The 24,285-nt window shown below is 39.5% G+C and carries 22 protein-coding genes; 20 read left to right on the top strand and 2 right to left on the bottom strand.

Features of this window, described 5'->3' with window-relative positions:
* The 14 genes from JWR87_RS01570 to lysA all read left to right on the top strand — a co-directional run bounded on the left by JWR87_RS01570 (position 1) and on the right by lysA (position 16,336).
* Positions 1–1,278: a hypothetical protein gene (locus JWR87_RS01570; RefSeq protein WP_297814800.1), complete on the top strand. Its 1,278-nt coding sequence runs from the start codon at positions 1–3 to the stop codon at positions 1,276–1,278.
* A gap of 201 nt (positions 1,279–1,479) precedes the next feature.
* Complete coding sequence (locus tag JWR87_RS01575; RefSeq protein ID WP_297814801.1) at positions 1,480–2,862, top strand: glycosyltransferase family A protein; 1,383 nt, start codon at positions 1,480–1,482, stop codon at positions 2,860–2,862.
* Positions 2,863–3,038: 176 nt separating this feature from the next.
* On the top strand, positions 3,039–4,193 hold the full coding sequence (locus JWR87_RS01580) for a glycosyltransferase family 4 protein (RefSeq protein WP_297814802.1): 1,155 nt from the start codon (positions 3,039–3,041) through the stop codon (positions 4,191–4,193).
* Positions 4,194–5,354: a glycosyltransferase gene (locus JWR87_RS01585; RefSeq protein ID WP_297814803.1), complete on the top strand. Its 1,161-nt coding sequence runs from the start codon at positions 4,194–4,196 to the stop codon at positions 5,352–5,354.
* The gene (locus JWR87_RS01590; protein ID WP_297814804.1) at positions 5,341–6,684 is read left to right on the top strand and encodes an O-antigen ligase family protein; all 1,344 of its coding nucleotides are present in this window, start codon (positions 5,341–5,343) and stop codon (positions 6,682–6,684) included. Before JWR87_RS01585 ends, JWR87_RS01590 begins: the two co-directional genes overlap by 14 nt.
* A gap of 16 nt (positions 6,685–6,700) precedes the next feature.
* The gene (locus JWR87_RS01595) at positions 6,701–7,279 is read left to right on the top strand and encodes a GNAT family N-acetyltransferase (RefSeq protein WP_297814805.1); all 579 of its coding nucleotides are present in this window, start codon (positions 6,701–6,703) and stop codon (positions 7,277–7,279) included.
* 100 nt (positions 7,280–7,379) lie between these two features.
* Complete coding sequence (locus tag JWR87_RS01600; RefSeq protein ID WP_297814806.1) at positions 7,380–8,393, top strand: Gfo/Idh/MocA family oxidoreductase; 1,014 nt, start codon at positions 7,380–7,382, stop codon at positions 8,391–8,393.
* A 1-nt stretch (position 8,394) separates the two neighbouring features.
* Positions 8,395–8,859: an acyltransferase gene (locus tag JWR87_RS01605; protein WP_297814807.1), complete on the top strand. Its 465-nt coding sequence runs from the start codon at positions 8,395–8,397 to the stop codon at positions 8,857–8,859.
* Positions 8,860–8,935: 76 nt separating this feature from the next.
* A complete protein-coding gene (locus tag JWR87_RS01610; RefSeq protein WP_297814808.1) occupies positions 8,936–10,348 on the top strand; it encodes a hypothetical protein in 1,413 nt (470 codons plus the stop codon).
* A gap of 143 nt (positions 10,349–10,491) precedes the next feature.
* Complete coding sequence (locus tag JWR87_RS01615) at positions 10,492–11,517, top strand: glycosyltransferase family 4 protein (protein ID WP_297814809.1); 1,026 nt, start codon at positions 10,492–10,494, stop codon at positions 11,515–11,517.
* 110 nt (positions 11,518–11,627) lie between these two features.
* Positions 11,628–12,638 (top strand): glycosyltransferase family 2 protein, encoded by a 1,011-nt coding sequence (locus tag JWR87_RS01620; protein WP_297814810.1) that lies wholly within the window; start codon positions 11,628–11,630, stop codon positions 12,636–12,638.
* 593 nt (positions 12,639–13,231) lie between these two features.
* Positions 13,232–14,113, top strand: coding sequence for an ATP synthase F1 subunit gamma (atpG, locus tag JWR87_RS01625; protein ID WP_297814811.1), 882 nt, complete (start codon positions 13,232–13,234; stop codon positions 14,111–14,113).
* A 107-nt stretch (positions 14,114–14,220) separates the two neighbouring features.
* Positions 14,221–15,072, top strand: coding sequence for an SMC-Scp complex subunit ScpB (gene scpB / locus JWR87_RS01630; RefSeq protein WP_297814812.1), 852 nt, complete (start codon positions 14,221–14,223; stop codon positions 15,070–15,072).
* Positions 15,073–15,121: 49 nt separating this feature from the next.
* A complete protein-coding gene (gene lysA, locus JWR87_RS01635; RefSeq protein WP_297814813.1) occupies positions 15,122–16,336 on the top strand; it encodes a diaminopimelate decarboxylase in 1,215 nt (404 codons plus the stop codon).
* A gap of 45 nt (positions 16,337–16,381) precedes the next feature.
* On the opposite strand, the gene JWR87_RS01640 is transcribed toward lysA, so the two are convergent.
* The gene (locus JWR87_RS01640; protein WP_297814814.1) at positions 16,382–16,771 is read right to left on the bottom strand and encodes a Dabb family protein; all 390 of its coding nucleotides are present in this window, start codon (positions 16,769–16,771) and stop codon (positions 16,382–16,384) included.
* A gap of 200 nt (positions 16,772–16,971) precedes the next feature.
* On the opposite strand from JWR87_RS01640, the gene JWR87_RS01645 reads away from it, so the two are divergent.
* From JWR87_RS01645 to rnc, 4 genes are all read left to right on the top strand, one after another.
* Complete coding sequence (locus tag JWR87_RS01645; protein WP_297814815.1) at positions 16,972–17,805, top strand: DUF1080 domain-containing protein; 834 nt, start codon at positions 16,972–16,974, stop codon at positions 17,803–17,805.
* 466 nt (positions 17,806–18,271) lie between these two features.
* Positions 18,272–18,508, top strand: a complete 237-nt coding sequence (locus JWR87_RS01650; RefSeq protein WP_018617185.1) for an acyl carrier protein — start codon at positions 18,272–18,274, stop codon at positions 18,506–18,508.
* 99 nt (positions 18,509–18,607) lie between these two features.
* Positions 18,608–19,861, top strand: coding sequence for a beta-ketoacyl-ACP synthase II (fabF, locus tag JWR87_RS01655; RefSeq protein WP_297814816.1), 1,254 nt, complete (start codon positions 18,608–18,610; stop codon positions 19,859–19,861).
* Between the two features lie 4 nt (positions 19,862–19,865).
* Positions 19,866–20,576 (top strand): ribonuclease III, encoded by a 711-nt coding sequence (gene rnc / locus JWR87_RS01660; protein ID WP_297814817.1) that lies wholly within the window; start codon positions 19,866–19,868, stop codon positions 20,574–20,576.
* Between the two features lie 116 nt (positions 20,577–20,692).
* Here rnc and JWR87_RS01665 read toward each other — a convergent pair whose 3' ends face one another.
* A complete protein-coding gene (locus JWR87_RS01665) occupies positions 20,693–21,232 on the bottom strand; it encodes a hypothetical protein (protein ID WP_297814818.1) in 540 nt (179 codons plus the stop codon).
* Positions 21,233–21,629: 397 nt separating this feature from the next.
* Here JWR87_RS01665 and dctA point away from each other — a divergent pair, with 397 nt between their 5' ends.
* A complete protein-coding gene (gene dctA, locus JWR87_RS01670) occupies positions 21,630–22,886 on the top strand; it encodes a C4-dicarboxylate transporter DctA (protein WP_297814819.1) in 1,257 nt (418 codons plus the stop codon).
* 282 nt (positions 22,887–23,168) lie between these two features.
* The gene (namA, locus tag JWR87_RS01675; protein WP_297814820.1) at positions 23,169–24,233 is read left to right on the top strand and encodes an NADPH dehydrogenase NamA; all 1,065 of its coding nucleotides are present in this window, start codon (positions 23,169–23,171) and stop codon (positions 24,231–24,233) included.
* The last annotated feature ends 52 nt before the right edge of the window (positions 24,234–24,285 follow it).

Below are 24,285 nucleotides of genomic sequence, written 5' to 3' on the forward strand. Positions count from 1 at the left end.
GTGCCCATCAGGTTAACCGCCCTTCATTGCTACCTTGTAATGCTCGTTGCTTTCATATTGTATCCTGTTTTTTCCGGTATACATGTTATGCCTGCCGGCGATACCCATGATTATGTTGAAGCGGCCAATATCATCTCGAACGGGTATCATCAAATTACTTTTCGCGTACCGGTATATCCACTGCTTCTTATCATTACGCGTTCTGTTAATAGCCTAAGCACTTCTTTGTTTTTTGTTCAATACCTCTTGTATTTTGGAAGCGTGTTTTTGCTTGTGTCAGCCATGCTTAAATCGGGCGTTAATAAAACGCTCCTTTTTTTAATAACGCTGTTGCTTGTTTCGCCTTTGTTGGTTCAAATGGTTTACCAGGCTATGACGGAAGCACTTTCGTTTGCCCTCGCCAATACCATTTTTTCGCTGTATATTTTAATAAAAGGAAAGTATAAGTTTTTACTCTTAGGCTTGCTTTCGGCCTTGCTTACGCTTACACGACCTTCCTTTCAATTAACAGGCTTGCTTATAACGATTTTTTTTCTGTTGTCTGAAAAACGAAAAATATCATCAGCACTTTTCTTTGCTTCATTTGCGATCCCGCTGTTTGCTTTTTCTCTTTTCAATAGGGACCGGTTTAACTTTTTTGGAATTACACCAGCAACCGGATGGCACCTGACAACAAAAACAGCACTGTTTATAGATCAGTGGCCCGATGCGAAAATGAGACCACTGATGATCCGCCAGAGAAATGAAAACCTGGTTACCAAAAGGTCCCATACAGGCAGCATGTTCGTCTGGTCGTTGCCGCAACTATTGCAAGACACCCTTCATCTTAGTTATGTTGATGCATCCCGATATATGATGAACAACAACGTGGCGCTCATTAAGTCCCATCCGCTTGAATATATTAGTGCTGTCGGAAGAAGTCTGGTTGACTACACCCTTCCAAATGCTATTTCAGAAAAAGGCGGTGGATTCAAGAAAGTGCTTTACTCCGCCATCCAGTTCTTCTATGTGTATCTTTTTTTAATACTGACCGTAGGGGTGCTTGCTTGTGCATGGCTTTTTAGAAAGCTAAATCCGGATAGACTGTATCCGTTCGTGCTGGCATCAATCATTATTTTTAGTAACTATTTCGCTTCCATTGTTGCAGAGGTAGGCAGTTCAAGACATCGTGTACCTACAGAAGGATTGATATTGGTAGGTATTGCATATGCGTTACCAATTGTAATGGGTTGCAGAAGGGCTATCAAGCTAAATAGGATTGAAAGTGTGAATGTCTGAAATTTTTAAGGTTATAATGTCTTGCCATTTTTTGATAAATAGTTGTAAAGCTTTTTTTGGTCAACACCTGAAATTCTATTCACCATCCTTGCGTCGCACTCTTGTACTTATCAATCATTACGCTACGGTTATTTGCAACTTGTTCACTTTTGACTCTGCCACACTAAAAGACAAAGCGCGGACTTTTTTAAAATTTAATTAGTGCAATTTTCTTTTATAAAATATACACAACCGGGTTGGCTCTTCAACATTCAACCTTCAAAAGATATTTCTTTTTCATCCTGCTATTACCATCCTGAGTACCTGCCGTTGCACGAAGAAGTTAACCTTGAAACAGATCCCTCTTTTGAAACGGCTACAGCAAAGTATGCCGATATTGGCTATCGGGCCTGGAACAAAGGGCTGCTAACTTGGTGCGATGCTGAAGCACGGCTGCGGATTGAGAAGATGCCTGCTCCTTCTCTTAAGGATGAGTACACTTTTATTAATAAATATTGGGGCAAGCCCTGGGCGCTTTATGCGCTCTTAAGCAGAGTCGTATCGCTACACAATCCTTTCAGCGAGTTTTCTGCATACTCAAAAGCATCATCCAAAAAACGAATTAACCCTCACATAAATACTATAGATCGGTCCGCTTATCATAGTTGCCATTCTAACCTGGTAACATCAGCGCCTTTAGTGGCCGTAATTATTCCAACACTTAACCGGTATGTGTATTTGAAAGATGTGCTTGAAGATCTTGAAAAACAGGAATATGAAAATTTTGAAGTAATTGTTGTAGACCAGTCAACACCTTTTAACGAAGCGTTCTACGAAGCTTTTAATTTAAAGCTAAATGTAATTCATCAAAAAGAGCGCCTTTTATGGACAGCCCGAAACAATGCCGTAAAAGCTACCAATGCCGATTACCTATTATTTTTTGACGATGACTCTCGTGTTGAAAAAGATTGGATAAGCCAGCATTTGAGATGCCTTGATTATTTTAATTGTGATATTTCTGCCGGGGTTTCTTTAGCAAAAGTGGGGATGAAAATTCCTGCTAATTATAGCTACTTCCGGTGGGCGGATCAATTCGATAGTGGAAATGCAATGGTAAAAAGAGCGCTGTTTTCAACAATAGGGCTGTTCGACGAACAATACAACAAGCAGCGCATGGGAGATGGAGAGTTTGGTACACGAGCCTATTTGCACGGTTACCGCTCTATCTCAAATCCCTATGCGGCCCGCGTTCATTTAAAGGTTTCTGACGGTGGGTTGCGAGAAATGGGAAGTTGGGATAGTTTTAGACCACGGAAATGGTTTACACCTAAACCCATACCTAGTGTTGTTTTTTTGTATAAAAAATATTATCCGAAGCAATTGTATAAAAGCGTCATTCTTTTAGGCATTATGCTCTCAAATGTTTCATATAGAAATAAAGGCAGCAATAAAATGCTTGCGCTAAGCATTGCCCTAACCGTCATTAAATCTCCACTTTTGCTCATCCGGTTTTTATGGGCACGAAGCATTGCAAATGAGATGCTGAGGAAAGATAATGGAATACAACTTTTAGCCGTAGCGCCCCTAAAGGAAGTAGCGAAATGAACAGCTGTGCCACACTTTAAAAGGGTGCACAGCTTGCATGTTCACCTGCTAAGCAAAACATAAAAAAGCCAGATAAGAATATTACCAGACCAATGGAGCGTCGCAACGATGATAAATAGAATTGTAGAAGCTGGAACACAAATTACTGGTTTGACTGAAACAGCTAAACACACACTTTGGCAACGGTAAGTCAAAGTTCTTTCACAGCTCCCTTTAAGGCAGTAGTGGGCTTGCTAATCATTAGTTCCGAGTTTCCACCTAATGTGGGGGGAATTGGAAATCATGCTTATAATCTTGCAAAAGCGTTAACAGAGCAAGGTTTCGTGGTAGAGGTCGTGGCCGATATAATTGAAGTAGACGATAAAGAGCTGGAAACTTTTGCATCAAAACAGGGTTTTAAAATACATTGGATCAGGAGAAGGGAGTTTGTATTAGAGACTTACTTAGCCAGGATTTTAAAAGCAGTATCACTTGCAGGGAAATTTGAGAAAGTAATTTGTTCGGGTAAGTTCTCGCTATGGATGGCGGTACTGTTAAGAATGAGATATCCCAATAAAGAACTAATTGCCGTGGTGCACGGAACGGAACTAGACTTGAAATTAAAAACGGCGAAAAGCGTCACTTCTTACTCACTCCGTAAATTCAACAAGATTATCTCGGTTTCGAATTATACGCAACAGTTCCTGCCAAAATCGTTGCCTTCGGGCATTTTACAATTTGTCATTCCTAACGGGATAAACGGATCTGAATTTATTATAGATGCAGTTTCTGCGCTTCCTGGCGTACCGGCATTAATTACAGTTGGGAATGTTACCGAAAGAAAAGGGCAGGAAAATGTAATCGCAGCCTTGCCTCAAATATTAGGGCGATATCCTGCGGCCCGTTATCATATTGTGGGTAAGCCAACAAGTAAAGAAAGAATAGAAATAAAAGCTAAGGAGCTGGCAGTTGGCAACTCCATCCAGTTTTACGGGGCGGTAAGCCGTGATGAATTGTTGCAAAAACTAAAAGCGGCTTCAATTAAACTAATGCTGAGCAATCATACAGCCGCCGGCGATTTTGAAGGCTTCGGTATAGCAGTTCTCGAAGCGAATGCTTTTGGTGTACCTGCAATCGGAAGCCGGGATAGTGGAATTGCCGATGCAATTGAACACGGAGAAACAGGTGTATTGGTAAACCAACATAATCCGGAAGAAGTAGCCGGTGCAGTAGAAACAATCCTGAACAATTATTCCTGTTTTTCAAATAATGCAAAAGAATGGGCTAGGCAACATGATTGGAAAATTATCGTTAAGAAATACGTTGAGGTACTTAATGCCCCGACATTGTAAATGAAGCTAGGGATCATTTCGGATTGTATTCATTATAAAACTCCCGATGGAAGCATCGGAACGGAGAACCATATTTTGCTCAGGCAACTACAGGCCCTTTCTTCTTTTTATGCTGATACACTGATTTGTTGTCCCTTTGAAACATACAACGCTTCGAAAGTCATCTCTGTTTATTCTGGTAGTAACATTCAATTCACCCCTGTTCCTTCGGTAGGCGGTAATACGCTTAAGGCAAAACTGGGATTAATTAATGCCATTAGGGCATGGTGGAAGGCTTATAAGAAAATAGACCAATTTAGTGATATTGTTTACCAGCGGTTTCCAAACAACCTGAATATTCCTGCTTTTTTTTATTTCGCATCAAAAGGAAAAAAAGTGTTTGCGACTTATACAGGTACCTGGAAAGGTTATCCATCCGAACCGGTAACTTATCGTTTTCAGCGTTGGCTGCTCAAACACTACTATAAAGGACCGGTCTGGGTATATTCGAATGAATTGAAAAGCAACAAAAGAATTTTTTCCGGCTCTAGTCCATCGTATAGTGCAGCAGAATGGGATGAAGAAACAGTTCAGGTTCAAAAAAGAATTGAACGAATTAGAAAAGATGGAATACAAGTTTTTCGGCTAATAACTGTGGGAAAGCTCATCAGCTATAAAAACCAGGCAGGAATTGTAAGATCTTGCGCTTTGCTAAAAAAGCAACAATTTCCCTTTTCACTTGCAATTGTTGGCGACGGACCAATGCGAACTGAACTGCAGAACCTGATTATAGAATTGGGACTTCAGGAAGAAATAAAATTGATGGGTAAGAAAAATTCTTCAGAATTAAGAGAACTTTACAGGCAACACGACTTTGTAGTGCAGGCCCCGTTTTCAGAGGGATTTGGAAAAGTGCCTGTAGAAGGTTTTTTTCATGGAGCAATTCCGGTCATTAATAACATAAGTATGGCCAGTGCTATGACCGGAAATAAAGAGCGCGGGTTTTTGTTTGATGCATCTGACGAAAAAAATCTTGCTGACACATTAGTAAGCATTAAGACTGAGATTGAGCAATTACCAGGGATGATCATTAAAGGACGTGCATTTGCCAAAGCACAAACATTAGAACAGTGGGCAGAAGAATATTATCGAACTGTAACAAACTATTTTGGCGAAACTTAAATATATAATCAGCACCGAAGGTTTAATAGCGAAGTATATCGTTGCTTTTGCTTTGGGTGTAGTTATCGGTTTTCGGTTATTACCGGTTCCTGTTGTAGTTGCCATGCAGGTTATCTTAGTTGCCGCCTGCGTGTTGCAGTGCTTGAAGGGAAACGTTGCCGGCTTTTTTATATGGCTACCCTATGCGGTTTATAACGAAGTGTACGTACGAGGGTTTGCCAGGTGGTTTCCTTACCTGGCTATGCAATACTTGTATATTTTCTGCTTTGCAGTATTATTTTTTACAGTACCCCGGTTAAAGAAACCTCATTCTAATGCATGGATTTTCCTGGCGATATTTAGCTTTTTAGAAATTGTCAACAATATTTATCCTGATAAAGCTGCAATAGGGCGGCAAATACTAACCCAATCCTTTGCTTTATTAGCTGCTGTTGTTTGGGCATCGTACAATGTGTTAAAACCAACACTTATAAATAAACTGTTAGACAGCGCTAAAGTAGCATGTGTAATATTGGCCGGAATTGTTTTTGTTGCCCATGTTACCGGTAAGATAAATTACGGACTATATTCCAATTCAGACTCAAGCAATGGGCTGGCACCTGTGCAACTTAGCGGATACCTCGGCTTCGGATGTATTTTGTTCTTCCTATCAATAATGAACCCCCAGGATATAAAAAACAGAACCATTAATATAGTGGTATTGGCTATAGTGGCAACTGTAATGGTACTAACGTTTTCGCGAGGAGGTCTTTACTTTTTAGGGGCAGTTGTTTGCTTGTTCTTTTTTTATAATCGTGCTAAGCTTGCCAGTTATGCGCGTATTCTCATTTTTGTTCCCATTGCCCTTTTCATATACTTCTATGTGGTAAACCAGACCGGGGGAAAAATTGTAGCAAGATATGAGCAGGAAGGAACCAGTAATAGAGACGTACTTATTAATATTGGGTTTACCATTTTTGCAGACCATATGATTTTTGGTGTAGGAACAGGAAACTATAATACCACTATTGTAAGGGAAAAATTGTATCCCGAGGAGTCGGGCGCACACAACGAATATGTGCGGGCAGCAGCAGAACACGGCGTAATCGGAATCTTTTTCTACTGGGGCTTTTACGTCTTTCTACTTTTTGAACTATTAAAAAGAAGGCAGCCGCAAAAGCAATATGCCATGTATTTTTTCGCCCTGTTTTGCTTAATCATTGTTCACAACGGTTTAAAAATAGCCATACAGCCTTTAGTTATAATGCTGGTAGTAGCAACGCCTACTTTGGTTTATCAGCCCAAACAACATGTTTACAATAGAGAATTCTCAGATCACGAATTTGCGTGATCTTACTACCTGTCATATGGCTTGTTTTACCGATTCTCTTGCTACAAGGTTAGGTAGGTCTTACGTGCAAAAAACGTTGGAATGGTTTTTAGAAAATCCCAATCGCTTTCTTTTTCACATCACAAACAACGGAAGGGTGGTAGGCTATTGTGGAGGATTTATGCCTTTAAAACCAGGCGATGGTAGTAGCAGCGGAATGCTTCAGTACGCCTTTAAGCAGGCAATCAGGGGAATCTTAAAAAAACCGGTTTTGCTGTTTCATCCCGAAGTAACTCAAAACTATCCTTTCCTCTGGATGAATATCAAGCGAAAGATCACCGGTAAGGCAAAGCCTTTTAAGCCTGTTTCTGATTCTAAACCTTTCAATCAACACGTAGGACTTGTGGTAATAGGTGTGCATCCTGATTTTCGTGGCCAGGGATTAGCGCAACAATTAATGACCGAGTTTGAAAACAAGACAAAGCAGTTTCATCAAAGCGAGATGGTGTTGTCAGTAAAAAAGAACAACCAAAGGGCTATTAAAGCATATTTAAATTTCGGCTGGACTACCAGGGAAGAACATACTAAAACTTTTGTGATGCACAAGTTTATTTAATTTTTATGGCGCCAGCTTTACATCATTTTTCACCATTGTTGTGTCACTCATTTGTACAGTAATTGAGTACTTCAGCTGCTTCCAAAATACAGGATTACGAATGAAAATACGGTTTGCTTTAATAGGTTGTGGAAGAATAGCTGAGAGGCATGCTGAGCATATAAAAGCGTATGGAACATTGGTGGCCGTATGCGATTTAGTGCAAGAGAAAGCAAACAACTTCGGCGGGAAATATGACGTAAAAGTGTATACAGAAATAGACACACTTTTACAGTGCGAAAAAAATATTGATGTCGTTGTTATTTGCACACCAAACGGCTTACATGCTGCTCATTCAATAAAAGCTTTAAGGGCAGGTTTTCATGTATTATGCGAAAAGCCAATGGCCATAAAGGTTGAAGATTGCATAGAAATGATTGCAGAAGCTAAAAAGGTGAAAAGGACTCTGTTTGCAGTAAAGCAAAATCGGTTCAATCCCCCGGTGGTGGCAGTTAAAGATGCTATTGATAAAGGAATTTTAGGAAGAATATATAGCGTCCAATTAAGCTGTTTCTGGAACCGGAATGCTGATTATTATCACAACTCGTGGAAAGGAACAAAGGATTTAGATGGCGGTACTCTATTCACGCAATTCAGTCATTTCATTGATTTGCTTTATTGGATGATAGGAGATGTAAAACGTGCCTATTGCCTTACGTCAAACTTTACCCACCAGGAAATTATAGAGTTTGAGGATACAGGGGTAGTAGCTATTGAGTTCGATAATGGAGCCCTTGGTACTATCAATTACACTGTAAATAGTTACAATAAAAATATGGAAGGTTCTCTTACCATCTTTGCAGAAAAAGGAACAGTGAAGATAGGAGGTGAGTACCTGAATGAACTGGAATACCAGAATATTGAAGGCTTTGAATTTAAAAATATTCCTGCAGGTAACAGAGCAAATAATTATGGAAGTTATGTTGGCTCCATGTCAAATCACGACAAGGTGTATGAAAATTTGATACAGGTCTTATTGCACAACGGTTCTATCTCAGCAAGCGCTTTTGAAGGAATGAAGACAGTTGAAATAATAGAAAAGATATACCAGTCATCAAAACAATTAAATAATTGAGATGGCTAATCCCGCTATGCTAAGTATTGGAATTGTAAATGTTACGTTCGGCGAAAACGTGAAATTGATACAGCCTGTTAACCTCTATGGCTGCAATATTGGTTCAAATTCTTTTATCGGTCCTTTTGTGGAAATACAAAAAGATGTAACTATTGGTGCTTGTTGTAAAATTCAAAGCCACTCTTTTATTTGCGAGTTGGTTACAATTGGTGATGATTGTTTTATTGGGCACGGTGTTATGTTTATTAACGACCTGTTTTCAACAGGCGCACCAGCTGAAGGCAAAAAAGAATTATGGAAGCCTACAACGATTGGCAATAACGTTTCGATTGGCAGCAACACCACACTGCTACCGGTCAATGTATGTAACAATGTAGTAATCGGCGCCGGTTCAGTGGTAACAAAAAATATAAGTAAGCCGGGAATTTATGCCGGTAATCCTGCAAAGTTTATACGAGCCATTTAAAAATAAGAGTTGTTATTCAAATACTCACATCAGTAGTAAAATCCACCCGATAGATCCATAAAAACATACTAACCTATTGCCTCTTACAGAAACAATTTATCAAAACAGTCCAGTAGCACTTCAAAATGTGCTCATCTCAGCGTTTGGATACCAATGGAAGAAAAGAAGATTTGGTGGCATATTTCCGGAAGCGTATAAAGCAGCAAAAGAAAGGGAAAGCTATACCTGCGAGCAATGGACAAAGTACCAACAGGCCGAACTTCAAAAATTACTTTTACATGCCAATGCGAACGTGGCCTTTTTCAAAAATTCCTTCGAAAAGAAAGGATTAACTGCTGCTCAACTACGGAGTATAGATTTAGGGAGGCTTGCAGATTTACCCATACTAGCAAAAGATGACCTGCGAAAGTTTGGAACTACAACCCTTTTGTCCGCTACCAAAGAAAAGAGGAGTTCCTTCTTTTCATCCAGTGGCAGTACAGGCACCCCGGTAAAAATTTTGTATGCTCATTCTATGCACCAAAAGTGGTTTGGCATTTTCGAAGCAAGAATAAGAAACTGGGCAGGAGTAAGCAGTTTTGTCCCCCGCGGCATGATAGGCGGTCGACGAATTTTAGCCAGTAGCGCAAACACCCCTCCTTTTTATCGCTATAATTATTTCGAAAAACAGGCCTACTTTTCAGCTTATCACATCAGTTCCGCCAACGCCTGCAACTATCTCGAAGGAATTAGAAAACACAAGGTTGAATACATGACAGGCTACGCCGCCAGCAACTTTTTTCTTGCTCGTTTCTTACAAGAGAATAATCTAAACGCGCCTGAGCTTAAAGCAGTACTTCCTTCAAGTGAAAAGCTTACGCCCGAAATGAGGCAACTGTTTAGAGAAGTATATAACTGCAAAACGTTCGATAGCTGGGGAAGCGTTGAAGCATGCGGAATGGTCAGCGAATGTGAACAAGGAAGTCTTCATGTAAATCCTGATGCAGGTATTATTGAAATTCTTGATGACGATTTAAAACCTGTACCTAATGAAATTGCAGGAGAGGTGTACTGTACAGGTCTGCTAAACTTTGACCAACCACTCATCAGGTACAAAATTGGTGACAGAATGATTGCAAGCAGCGAACCTTGCAGCTGCGGAAGGAACATGCCGGTAATTAAAGAAATTGTTGGAAGAATTGAAGATGTGGTAATTGGCAGAGATGGTCGTGAAATGGTTCGCTTCCACAGCGTTTTTTATGGACTGGAGAAGATAAGAAAAGCGCAGGTTTTACAGGAAGAGGTGGCAAGTATCCACATAAAAATTGAAGCAGAAAATTCACTTACAATAGAGGAAAAAGCTTTGATCTTGCAAAGGGTACAGAGCCAGCTGGGAGAAATGAATATTACGATTGAAGAAGTTGCTTCAATCCCATTAAACAGAAATGGGAAATTTCAGGCGGTGATATCTAAAGTAAAAAGGGAAGCGATAAACAGTAGTATATCTTAAAAAAATCGCTGGAAGCTTTTGAAGGTTAATTGTATACAAAGCAGAAAAAGATCAAAAAAGAGACTGCCCTTAAAAGGAGCGTCGCAACAATGCATAATTGAAAAACTAAAGATGGTAACCAGAAATTTACCTTCCGGACAAGTATGAATAGGAAGATTATTTACGTCGATAATTTTCTTACCGGGCATGGCCAAACCCCTACCACCGGAACTACTTTAGTTAAACTTTTTAAAAACGAAGGCTATACGGTTATTCAAACAAGCAAAAAGCAGAATAAAGCCCTGCGGCTTTTTGACATGCTTTTTACGATAAGCCATAACAGGCTAAATTCTGTTGTGGTAATAGCCACTTACAGTACTTCAGCTTTTTATTTTGCATGGATGTGCGGTTTATGCTGCCGCCTTTTTTATATTCCCTACATTCCGTGTTTGCATGGTGGTAATCTTCCTGACAGAATAAAAGGATCTCCTAAAAAAGCATTGCAGCTTTTTGGCAATAGTTATATAAACGTTTCGGTATCTGGTTATTTACACAAAAGTATGATTGATCATAACTGGAACTCCCTGGTTATTCCCAATAATATCAGCATTGGTGCTTACCCTTTTCGCCAAAGAACAAATTGTGCTCCTGCCATTCTTTGGGTGAGATCTTTTCATCAAATTTATAATCCTACACTAGGCATTCGCATTCTTTATACGTTGCTAAAAACATATCCTGGTGCAACGCTCACTATGGTTGGTCCTGATAAAGATGGAAGTCTACAGCAATGTAAGGCCTTGGCTAAGGAACTGGAAGTGGATCATCGGGTGAGTTTTACAGGATTACTGCCACGTGAGCAATGGGTTGCCCTTGCTGCTAAATGCGATATTTTTATTAATACGACTAATTTCGATAACCTTCCGGTAAGCGTAGTAGAAGCAATGGCTTTGGGACTTATAACAATCAGCACTAATGTGGGTGGGGTGCCATACCTGATTGAAAATAACCAGAATGGCTTGCTTGTTCCGGCAGCCAACGAAGCTGCTTTTGTTGAAGCCATTTTTCGGGTTTTAAATAACCGTTCGCTGTGCGAAAGGCTAAGTATTGCAGCACGAACAAAGGCCGAAGAGTTCGATTGGGCCAATATAAAAGTGTTATGGAACAGGCTTTTTAATTCAATTCCGGAATAGCTAGTTTTCTATAATATTGCTGCCAACTCTATTTCGAGCCTTATACTAACATTAACTTGCACAGGTCATTTTTTATATAATATCTGTAAATTTTTCCTTCTTTACCTCCAATGATAACTGTCGTATGTCCTGTATATAATGAAGCAACTTACATCCACTCTGTGCTTGATTTTTTTGTAACAGCCTTGCCTGTCGACAAAGAGCTGATATTGGTTGATGGAAGTTCTTCAGATGCCACATGCGACATCATTGAAGAATATATGTTGCTGCACAATAATATACATCTATTGCACAATCCCGATCGCTATGTTCCGTTTGCGCTAAACAAAGCGATCAATGCTGCGAAAGGAGACATCATTGTAAGGTTAGATGCACACACCGACTATAGCCTGCATTACTTTGAAAAAATAATTGAGACCTTTCAAAAAACTGATGCCGACATTGTGGGAGGAGCAATGAGAATTGCGTCGGGCAATAGTATTCAAAATGCAATTGGTTATGCAACTACTACAAAGTTTGGGGTGGGTAATAGTTCTTTCCATTTTGAAAATTTTGAAGGGTATACCGACAGCGTTTATCTCGGCGCCTGGAAGAAAAGTATTTTTGATAAAACCGGTTTATTTGACACCAATTTCAAGCGCAACCAGGACGATGAGTTTCACTACCGGGCAAAAAGTATGGGATTTAAAGTATATCAAAGCCGTGATATAAAACTCTATTATCACCCGCGGAAGAATTTAAAATTATTGTTCAAGCAATATTACCAGTACGGCCTCTACAAACCGCTCGTTCTTAAAAAGGTAAAGACAGCAACCAATGTTCGTCACCTGGTTCCATCTTTATTTGTAATCTACCTGGCAATTTTGCCTGTACTATTATTGCCAGCTTTTAAACTTAGCCTGATACCTCTTGCTACTTATATTGCTGTGGCAATCACTTTTGCTTGTATTAGCAAAAAGGCTCTTAAAGAAGCCGTTTTAATCCCACCCGTTTATGTCACCCTTCACCTCGCTTATGGCCTCGGATTTCTTGCCGGGCTAACCTTAAAACCGGTAATAAACAGAGATGAAAAAGGTAAAGTACGAGTCGCCAACAACACAGAACTTACTGTCAATTCTTAGGTATAATTATTCGGCGTTATAATTTTTGTGATACCAGCGTTTGTTCCCTCTTGAATCATCGTGGCGTCGCAATCACTTCATCTGCAAAACAATGTTCATCTTTTACTTCCTGCATAACTTCTTTCCTTTCCAGGTTTATCTCCGCCTGCATAACAAAATTTTTAAAGAATTAAGTTAATTAAGCAAGAGGGCGATCTGCTACATAGGCGTACGATTAGTATTAATTTTTCTCCTCTTTTTCTCCATCATTACACTTTTTTCAGCAAAAATGCGCTATCGCAAAAGCGCTGCTTTTGCCTTTTGCCTTCCATCCCTTACCTTTGCAGCCGATTTAATAAATGCTGTTTGTTCTTAATATTTAAGTCCGTTGAAATCTTTTTTTGCTCTTTGCTTAAAAGGCTATTGCTGCAAATTGATAGAACGATGAAGTGATTGCGACGCAACAAAGATGCTTAGGAACTAAAAGCTGGTACGTTTAAAAAGAATTAGTGCGGTAGCTGGACTTTAATTTCAGGATATAAAAAAAGGAAAAGGTCGAAGAATTTTAATAATATTTTTTGGTTTCATTGAATTGAAACTTAAAACCCTAAAAAATGAGTGGTCAATTAAAAGAGGTAAGGAATAGGATTAAGAGTGTACAAAGCACGCAGCAAATTACCAAAGCGATGAAAATGGTAAGTGCTGCGAAATTGCGTCGCGCCCAGGATGCTATTACTCAAATGCGTCCTTATGCTCAGAAGTTGCAGGAAATGCTAAGCAATATCGTAAGTAGCGGAGACGATGATGTGAGCGGTTCCCTTGCGCTAGAAAGAGGTAAAGAAAAAATTCTTTTAATTGTTATTACCAGCGATCGCGGTTTAGCCGGAGGTTACAATGCTAACATTGTAAAGCTCACTAAAGAAACTATTTCTACCAGGTATAGCGACCAGTTTAAAAAGGGCAATGTTACAATATGGAACATTGGTAAAAAAGGTTTTGAAAGCTTAAGCAAACAGAACTATAAAACAAACGCCGATTTTAAAGATGTCTTTTTAAACCTGCATTTTGATACCGTTCAAGCAGCTTCAAAAGCAGCGGTGAAAGCATTTGAGAACAAAGAATTCGATGTGGTTGAATTGGTATATAGCGAGTTTAAAAATGCAGCGACGCAAAGATTTGTAGTTGAGAGATTTTTGCCAATTCCTAAAGTTGAAAGAAAAGGCGGACAGAAAAAAGCCGATTTCATTTTTGAACCTGCAAAGGAGCAACTAGTTGCGGAACTGATGCCAAAAATTTTAAACACGCAATTATTTAAAGCTGTTTTAGATGCTCACGCTAGTGAACATGGTGCACGAATGACTGCCATGGATAAGGCAAGTGAAAACGCAAACGAATTGTTGAAAACCTTGAAGATTTCATACAACCGGGCAAGGCAGGCAGCCATCACAACGGAGCTTACCGAGATTGTTAGTGGTGCAGCCGCGTTGAATGGCTAAACCGGCAACCTAGGGGAATTGAAAACCGGTCTTGACAAATTTTACACTTTATAAATAGAACTTTAAGTCTCATTACGATTTAGAGTAGCCCCGTTAGGGGTTGGGGTATGGAACTTTCACAAATTATTCCACATATCGAAGCCTTAATCTTTGCCAGCGATAAACCGCTGACTGCACTAGATATTGTTGAGTTGATCAACAATGCTTTTGGTTTTATGGAAGAAAGAATCTCACTCGATCAAATAGAGGCTGCTATCGAAGGGGTCCGTGAAAAATACAGTGCAGAGTTTTATCCATTTGAAGTAAAGGAAAGCGGCGGTGGATTTCAGTTTTTGACCAAGAAAGATTTTTATAAGACCGTTGCACTTTTAAATGGAGAGAAATTTTTAAAAAGGCTTTCAAATGCTGCCTTGGAAACACTTGCCATTATTGCCTATAAACAACCTATTACAAAAGGTGAAGTAGAGGCAATACGCGGGGTTAACAGTGATTATTCGGTTCAAAAACTTCTTGAGAAAGAATTGATCATTATCTCCGGGCGAAACGAAGAGCTGCCCGGTAAGCCGCTGGTTTATTCTACGTCCAGGTCTTTCATGGACTATTTCGGAATAAATTCAACTGATGACCTTCCTAAAATAAGAGAGGTTCTTGCTGAACAATCTATACAGGGAACGCTTATAAGTGATGCAGTAAATGCTCATGCTGGAAGCGATCCGAAAATCGAATCAGTGCCAGGTGAAGAACTACTTACGCAACCACAGGAGGCGACTAACACAACCCTAATTGTAGCAGATACCGGAGAGCTTATTGAAAAACCGCTGCAACAAGAAACTGAACTTTCTGCGGAAAATAATATAGCCGAAGAAGATAATTCTGCTAAGGAAGAAGAGCCTGCCGAAAATAAATCTGAAGATGATAAACAAGGTGAGTCATCTGAGGATATAAAACGGGAAGATTAACATTCTTTCACTCCCCTTTACATTTTTTTTCAAATTACTTTTGCCCACTATGTCGCTAAAATTATCCACTAAACAGTTAATTAATATTGCCAACGAGTTTGGTACTCCGGTGTATGTTTATCATGCAGAAAAAATAGAAGAACAATTTAAAAAACTGAAAGAAGCTTTTAAGAATTCTGATTCTAAGTTTTTCTATGCATGTAAAGCACTTACCAACATTAATATATTGAAGTGGATGAAGCAAATAGGCGCTTCACTTGATTGTGTAAGCATCAACGAAGTGATGCTTGGGTTAAGAGCAGGCTTTGAACCCAAGGATATTTTGTTTACCCCAAACTGCGTTGATTTTGCAGAGATAGAGGCAGGTAAAAGCTTAGGAGTTAACCTCAATATTGACAACATTTCAATTCTTGAACAGTTTGGAAACCGGTATGGCAACTCTTATCCTGTTTGTATTAGGTTGAACCCACACATCATGGCTGGCGGGAATTATAAAATTTCAACCGGGCATGTTGATAGCAAATTTGGTATTTCAATTCATCAGCTTCGACATATTGAGCGAATTGTAAAAACAACGAATTTAAATGTTACGGGTTTGCATATGCATACTGGTAGTGAAATTAAGGACGTGAATGTTTTTATCGAAGGACTTGAGGTGATGTTTGAAATTGCAAGGCATTTTCAGAATCTTGAGTTTATCGATTTGGGTAGCGGCTTCAAAGTGCCTTACCAGCATGATGATCCTGAAACGGATGTAAATCAATTGGGAGCAAAGGTTGCGGAAGCGTTTGCCGGATATGAAAAAGAGACGGGAAGAAAATTGCAGATCTGGTTCGAACCTGGAAAATACCTGGTAAGCGAAGCCGGGTATTTTGTCGTTAAAGCAAATGTGGTTAAGCAAACTACAGCAACCGTTTTTGCTGGTGTCAATAGCGGTTTCAATCACCTGATCCGTCCGATGTTTTATGAAGCATTTCACCGTATAGACAATATCTCGAATACAAAAGGTGCCGAACGCATTTATACTGTTGTGGGCAACATTTGCGAGACAGATACTTTTGCCTGGGATCGCAAACTCAACGAAGTGCGCGAGGGCGATTTCCTTGTTTTTTATAATGCCGGCGCTTATGGTTACGAAATGTCAAGCAACTTCAATTCGCGTTTGAAGCCGGCTGAAGTGCTGGTTAAAGATGGCGAACCTAAATTGATAAGGAAGCCCGATGTGTTCGAGGATCTTCTTCGCAACCAGATAGAAGTTTTATAAGTAGAGAAAATTCTTTTATGAGCTTATTGTAGAGCCCAAAATATTTTATTTTCCTGCCCAATAATCTATTACTAAAACTTTATCCAAGTGTGGAGTTAGTACATCTACAAAGGCTTTATGAGCAGGATGGGGCAAGTACTCTTCACGGTCTTTTTCGGTTTTAAAGGTCACAAAGAAACAATGTGTAAAACCCTGGTTGATCTTTTCAGGACTATTGTTTGTGCCCCACTCAAAGCCTTTTACCGCTTTTATTTTTGAAGGCAGTTCGCGGAAAGCAGTTTCTACTTTTTTTATATCTGCAGCTGAACTTGCATCTTTAAATTTCAATAACACTACATGTCTTAATAATTGTTCCGTCATTTTTTTTGTGTTTTGTGCATGTAAAGTTGATACAACTGCAAACATTATCAATAAAGACACTAAAGCTTTTTTCATTTGTAACTTTTGAATACAAGGTAATAAAAGTTGTATTGTTTCATTTTACTTTTCTGCCTTAAGAATGAAGATAGTGATTTATAGATAGGAGAATTACGGATAATTTTTAAAGAAGGATGGTAGGATTTGTCATAACAGAGAAATTCTAAAACGGCGTACATTCAACCATTCATCAGAGAGAACTATACAATTAATAAAAAATGAAACAAATATTCAGGGCTTGCGTATTGCTAATCTCGTTTGTTGCTGTGACTCAAAAGTCATCATCGCAGAAGTGGATAAAGCTTTTTAATGGAAAGGATCTCAAAGATTGGAAAGTGAAAATAAAAGATCACCCGTTAAATGAAAATTTTGGAAATACTTTTCGCGTAGAGGATGGTGTGATGAAGGTTCGTTATGATCAGTACGATGATTTTAAAGAGCAGTATGGCCATGTCTTTTACAAGAAGAAGTTCAGCGCTTATTTGTTGGTGATTGAATATCGTTTTGTTGGAGACCAGGTGAAGGGTGGACCCGGCTGGGCAACCAGAAACAGTGGAGCTATGTTGCATTGTCAGTCGCCTGAAAGCATGTTTCTTGACCAGGACTTCCCAATTAGTATGGAAGACCAGTTGTTAGGGGGCAACGGTAAAGACAACCGGTCTACCTGTAACCTTTGCACACCGGGTACTAACGTGGTTTTAAAAGGCAAGCTTTTTACACCTCATTGTGTTAACTCAAGTTCTAAAACTTATCATGGTGAACAGTGGGTGCGGGCTGAAGCGCTTGTGTTGGGCGACTCGATTATAAAACAAATAGTCAATACCGATACAGTAATGGTGTACGGTAAGCCTCAGTATGACGGCAATGATAAGTGGGTGAAGAAAGCTGGTTTGGAAGGTGGTAAGTTGATAAAGGAAGGATTTATTTCTCTCCAAAGCGAGAGTCATCCGTGCGAGTTTAGAAAAGTAGAGTTATTCAATTTGCAACCATACATGAATAACCCCAAGAAGTTAGAAGCGATTTTACAAAAACTATCAACAAGAAAAACCTAGAATGAAATAGAAAATTGACCTTGGCTTCAAAGAGATGTACAATAAGCTTTTAAGGAAAGTAATCTATCTAATTGGAACATGCTGAATTGAAACTTTCGGTTCAAGTGAGTGACACAACGATGTAACAATAAAGACCCGATGCTCTGTCTAAAAATTCGTTTTACAATAAAAATGAAGTAAAATCAACTATACCCTTGAAATGTCTCTACTCCGAAAATGATTTCTCTAATTCCTTTAAAAAAGAAATGCAATTTAAAATATGAATGAACATTGTTGCAGTAACTTGCTAGGAATGAGTGAGGTAAGCGCTGTGTTAGTATATATAGCGTGTGGACATACAGTAAGTGGCAGGCATGAAAAAGCTTTTGTTTTGGGGCGGAATTTCGCTTTATAAATAAAAGTCAGGTATTTCGTTGCTTATTTACCAAAAATTATATTTTTGCAACCGTAACTAAACTTAATTACAATGTCAGACATCGCAACAAGAGTTAAAAAAATCATTGTTGACAAACTTGGCGTAGATGAAGCTGAGGTAACAACTGAAGCGTCTTTTACCAATGACCTGGGTGCCGACTCTTTGGACACCGTGGAATTAATAATGGAATTTGAAAAGGAATTTAATATTTCTATTCCGGATGAGCAGGCTGAAACCATTACAACAGTTGGCCAGGCTGTTGCCTACCTGGAAGAGCACGCTAAATAATTGAACATCATTTATTAGCTTAAACTTTTTAATCCGCCTTATAAGTGCGTTTAGCGTTTGTAAGGCGGATTTATTCACTTAACAATTTACAGGCAAAATATGCAATTGAAACGAGTTGTTGTAACTGGTATCGGAGCTTTAACACCGTTGGGAAACAATCTTGAGGATTACTGGAATGGTTTAATTAACGGGGTGTCTGGTGCTAATATGATAACACTGTTTGATGCATCGAAATTTAAAACCCGTTTTGCCTGCGAACTTAAGAACTTTGAGGCTACAGATTATCTCGATCGAAAAGAAGCCCGTAAGATTGACCGTTTTGCTCAAATCGCTATTATAGCCAGCGACCAGGCTGTACTTGATGCAAAGATTGATAAAGCTGCCGTTAACCCTGATCGTGTTGGGGTGATTTTTGGAAGCGGCATAGGTGGATTAATCACCTTTCAAAACGAAGTTATTGATTTTGCTAAAGGAGACGGTACCCCTCGTTTCAATCCCTACTTCATCCCTAAAATGATATTGGATATAGCTGCAGGGCAAATTTCTATGCGTCATGGTTTTCGTGGACCAAACTTCGCTGTTGTCAGTGCCTGCGCTTCTTCTACCAATGCGATTATTGATGCCTTTAATTATATCAGGATAGGGAAGGCAGATATAATAGTAACCGGTGGAAGTGAAGCTGTAGTTAGCCAGGCTGGCGTTGGTGGATTTAATGCAATGAAGGCACTTAGCGAAAGAAATGATGGATTTGAAACCGCAAGCCGTCCGTACGACAAAGACCGTGACGGATTTGTAATGGGCGAAGGTGCAGGTGTACTTATACTTGAAGACCTTGATCATGCAATTGCCCGTGGTGCTCCTATATATTGTGAGATTGCAGGCGGCGGTGCTACTGCAGACGCTCACCATATTACTGCCCCCCATCCTGAAGGTTTAGGGGCCAAAAATGTGATGCTCTCAGCGCTTGATGATGCAGGAATGAAACCAGAAGACATTGATTACATTAATACTCACGGCACTTCAACCCCCCTTGGAGATGGCGCTGAGTTAAAAGCAATTACACACGTTTTTGGAGAGCATGCCTATAAACTTAATATTAGTTCTACCAAAAGTATGACAGGCCATTGCCTTGGTGCTGCCGGTGTTATTGAAGCCATTGCATGCATTCAAAGCATTGTACACGGAATCATCCCACCTACTATTAATCATTTCACTGATGATCCCGAATTAGATCCCCAATTGAATTTTACTTTTAATAAAGCGCAGAAGCGTCCGGTAAATGCAGCGTTAAGTAACACGTTCGGATTTGGGGGCCATAATGCGGCGGTGATAGTTAAAAAATATGTAGCTTAACATTGTGGAATTCATTGAGCGATTTTTACGACGCAAAAAAAATATTCAGACTTTACAAAAGCAGTTGCTGAATGTGCTGGGCATTAAAAGCAACAACATTTCTCTTTATACAACAGCCCTCAGTCATCGCTCCGTTAAAGAAAATGCAGACGAAAACAATGAAAGGCTCGAATACCTGGGCGATGCTATCCTAAGCGCTATTGTTGCTGATTATCTCTTTAAAAAATATCCTTATAAAGGCGAGGGGTTTCTTACTGAAATGCGTAGTAAGATGGTTAACCGGCAGCAATTGAACGATCTCGCTATTAAGATCGGTCTGAAAAAATTGGCGTTGTATAATAAGGTTGACGGCTCGCTGAAAGGAAGCCAGATCTTTGGTAACACCCTTGAAGCACTTATCGGTGCTTTCTATCTTGATAAAGGTTATTTGAAGACTCAAAAGTGGGTTACGAAACAAATGATCATTCCCCACCTATATGTCGACGATCTTGAGCTTATAGATATCAATCTTAAAAATAAGTTGATCGGGTGGGCAAGTAAAAATGGCAAGATCCTGGGTTTCGAAACAGTTGCCGAAAAGCTTGAAAACAATCGTCGCGTTTTTACGATAGCCGCAGTTTTAGATGGCGAGCAACTTGCAATTGGTAAAGCCTATAATAAAAAAGATGCAAGTCAGATAGCTGCACAACTAGCTATTGAGAAATTAGGTTTATAAGGTGCGTTAAAGAAAGTGTGGGTACCAGGCTTTATAACTTTAGGCTGGTTTAGTTGCGTCGCACACTTGTACTGTAAAGTCAATATTTATCCTCCATGCACACTTCATTGTAACTATCAATAATTTATTACCACATTTTTAAAAACTCCATTGGTAATCAATCCTTCCGTGTAAGTTGTTGCTCCATTGGCGGTTACAGAAGCGGAAAGTTGTCCTGAGAAAGTTCCGTCAATCGTGCCATTTGGATTTCTTACGACCTCAACTCTTAAAATATCTGCAGGCCTGTTACCCGCATATTGAGCCGAGTCAAATTTAGCAGTCGTAATCGGGTTCGAAGAATGACTTGTAGTATAAGTGCCAGAGGTTAAGCTATCGGTAACCAGGACAATTGCAATTGATCTTCTTGCAGACAGTTGGCCTACAATTGTGTACCTGCTACTTTCAATAGTTGCAGATCTCGGTAATTTTCTACCATATACCCCAATGCCGGTATTTGAAAAAGAATTGTAGCCACCATTAATTTCAAATGGATAATTGTTTAGTTGATAGCTAATATAACCATCGGCGGTATTGTAAACTCCCAGGTTTCTATTACTAGTTTTCAGACACGATGTTAGTGCGAAGCTGATTAAGGTTATCAAGAAAATTGGTTTCATTTTTTAAAAGTAAGACATTTGCTTTGTTTACTTCTTAAGTGTGCTTGTATCTATAAAATTGGTTCTAGAAATAGCAACGCGTAGAATGAACCATATTAATCCATATCGTCTTTGGTACAAGATGTAAAAACAGAAACAGTAAGAGGATTAAGGGATTTAAAAAGCCAAGTACCTGAAGTAAAATCTATGAGTACAAATAAAATAAGCAACATCGAAAAGAAGCTTTTTAAGATGAATATAAAAAGCTCGTTACCGCTTTTAAGATTGAATGAAATGAAAATACATCGTTATAAAAATTGGAATAGCACCAGGGGTTGCGATCGAAAGCTATTGAATTGAAAGCATTGAAATTTGGTTAATTAATCATTACTAACAATAATACAGCGAAAATTATTTGATGAAATATTTGAAGGTTCTTTATGTACAGGTTATTATAGGCATTGTTGCCGGTGTTTTGGTTGGTTGGTTGTTTCCTGCTTTTGCGCCGGTTGCAAAACTAATTAGTGAAATGTTCATTAATATGATCAGGATGGTAATAGCTCCTGTTATTTTCTTTACAATTGTACTTGGTATTGCAGGAGCGGGCGACTTAAAGAAAATAGGAAGGGTAGGAGGTAAGGGGCTTTTGTATTTTGAAATTGTTACAACACTTGCAATCATTATCGGGCTTGTGGTTGCTAATGTTATAAAACCAGGTGTTGGTGTTGCCCAAAGTGCAGTTGCAGGAGCGCCTGCATTTAAAGGCGACACAAAAGGGTTTGATTGGGCAGAGTTTATATTACACATTGTTCCTTCTAATATTGTTGATGCATTTGCAAAAGGTGATATCATTCAAATATTATTCTTCGGCATTTTATTTAGTGTTGGACTAAAGCATTTAGGTAGCTATGGTGAAAGTGTTATAACGACTTTCGAAAAGCTAAACAAAGTATTGTTTAATGTACTTAAGATAGTGATGAAAGTAAGTCCTTTTGGTGCCTTTGGGGGAATGGCATATACGATAGGAAAATTTGGTTTTACAAGCCTGGCCTTGCTGGGCAAGTTGATGTTGACATTTTACATAACCAGTCTCCTTTTTATTTTTGTTATTCTTAATTTAATAGCCCGTTATTACGGCTTTAGCCTTTGGAAGCTTTTAGGATATATTAAAGCAGAGTTGCTTATTGTGTTAGGGTCAAGCAGCAGTGAGTCTGTGTTGCCAAACATTATTGCCAAATTAGAGAAAGCCGGATGTGCAAGAAGTGTAGTTGGCTTAATTGTTCCAGCGGGCTACAGCTTCAATCTTGATGGAACCAGTATTTATTTAAGCCTAAGCGTAATATTTCTTGCCCAGGTATATAATGTACCATTATCTCTTGCACAGGAATTGTCTATTATCGGCATTTTGCTCATTACAAGTAAAGGGGCCGCTGGCATTACGGGTAGTGGGTTTTTGGTGCTGGCATCAACATTAACGGCCTTAAAAGTGGTCCCGGTTGAAGGGCTTGCTTTATTGATAGGCGTTGATAGGTTTATGAGTGAAGCGCGGGCCCTAACCAACATGATAGGAAACACGGTAGCAACCGTAGTAATTGCCCGAAGTGAAAAGGCAGTGGATATGGTGCAATACAGAGCGGTTGTAGAAAATCGTGCTCGTATACCGAAAGTTTCGTGAAACAAGTTATTGGTCAAAAGCTTCTATCTATTCTGAGAACTAATAATTCATGTCAAAAAACTTAAGCCGCCGTGCTACGTTCTTGCAATGCGACTTCGCCGACTTGTTTACTAAACTGCTTCGCCTGTTTGCCTGCGCTTTCGCCTGGCACCCAGCGCGCTGACGTGGCTTATGCAAGAACGGTTGTCGCGCTCTTTGTAATTTTTAAATTACCGTCTTTTGAGGTATAGATATTGATGAACCTTCTTTCATCTTTGAACTAATTCTTTAAAACAATAAAGCATGGCCAAACTATTTGAACCGTTAAGAATAAAAGGTGTGGAGTTTAAGAACCGGATAGTGGTATCCCCAATGTGCGAGTATTCAAGCGTTGATGGGTTTTCGAATGACTGGCATTTGGTACATCTGGGAAGCAGGGCAGTAGGTGGTGCAGGGCTGGTGTTAACTGAGGCAACTGCAGTATCACCCGAAGGAAGAATTACACCAGATGACCTGGGCATATGGAAAGATGAACATATTGAAGGGCTGAAAAGAATAACAACTTTCATAGAAGCACATGGAAGCTTTGCAGGAATACAATTAGCCCATGCCGGTAGAAAGGCAAGTCATAACAGTCCATGGAAGGGCGACCGAATGTTACCATTTGAGGAAGGTGGTTGGGAAACGGTAGCGCCGTCAGCAATTGCATTTAGAAATACCGAACGAAATCCTACGGCATTAGATAAAGGCGGAATTGAAAAAGTAGTAGATGACTTTAGAACTGCTGCCAATAGGGCGTTGGAGGCGGGCTTTAAAGTTGTAGAAATACATGCCGCCCATGGTTATCTTTTACACGAATTTTTCTCGCCTCTAAGTAACCAGCGAACAGATGAGTACGGAGGCTCTTTGGAAAACCGGACTCGAATATTACTTGAAATTGTAGATGCAATTAATGAGGTATGGCCAAAGCATCTTCCACTTTTTGTAAGAATATCTGCCTCCGATTGGACTGAAGGTGGATGGACAATAGAAGAATCCGTTGAGCTAACGAAAATCTTACAAACGAAAGGTGTAGACCTCATTGATTGCTCATCGGGCGGAAATATACCTCATGCAAAAATTACTGCCGGACCAGGATACCAGGTACAGTTTGCTGAAGCTATTAAAAAAGAAACGGGGATTCTAACAGGCGCAGTTGGGATTATAACAACGCCTGAGCAGGCTGAGGACATTGTAGCATCGGGCAAAGCTGACGTAGTTATTATGGCAAGGCAATTACTGCGCGATCCTTATTTCGCTTTACATGCGGCAAAAGCACTCGGGGTTGATGTAAGTTGGCCGGTACAGTATGAGCGGGCGAAAGCGTAGCTTTTTTTAGGTGCCACACTTACAGGTGTGGCACTCCTAATGCTTCTTGCTA

Origin of the sequence: Segetibacter sp., from assembly GCF_025963695.1 — a bacterium.
Classification (GTDB): Bacteria; Bacteroidota; Bacteroidia; order Chitinophagales; family Chitinophagaceae; genus Segetibacter.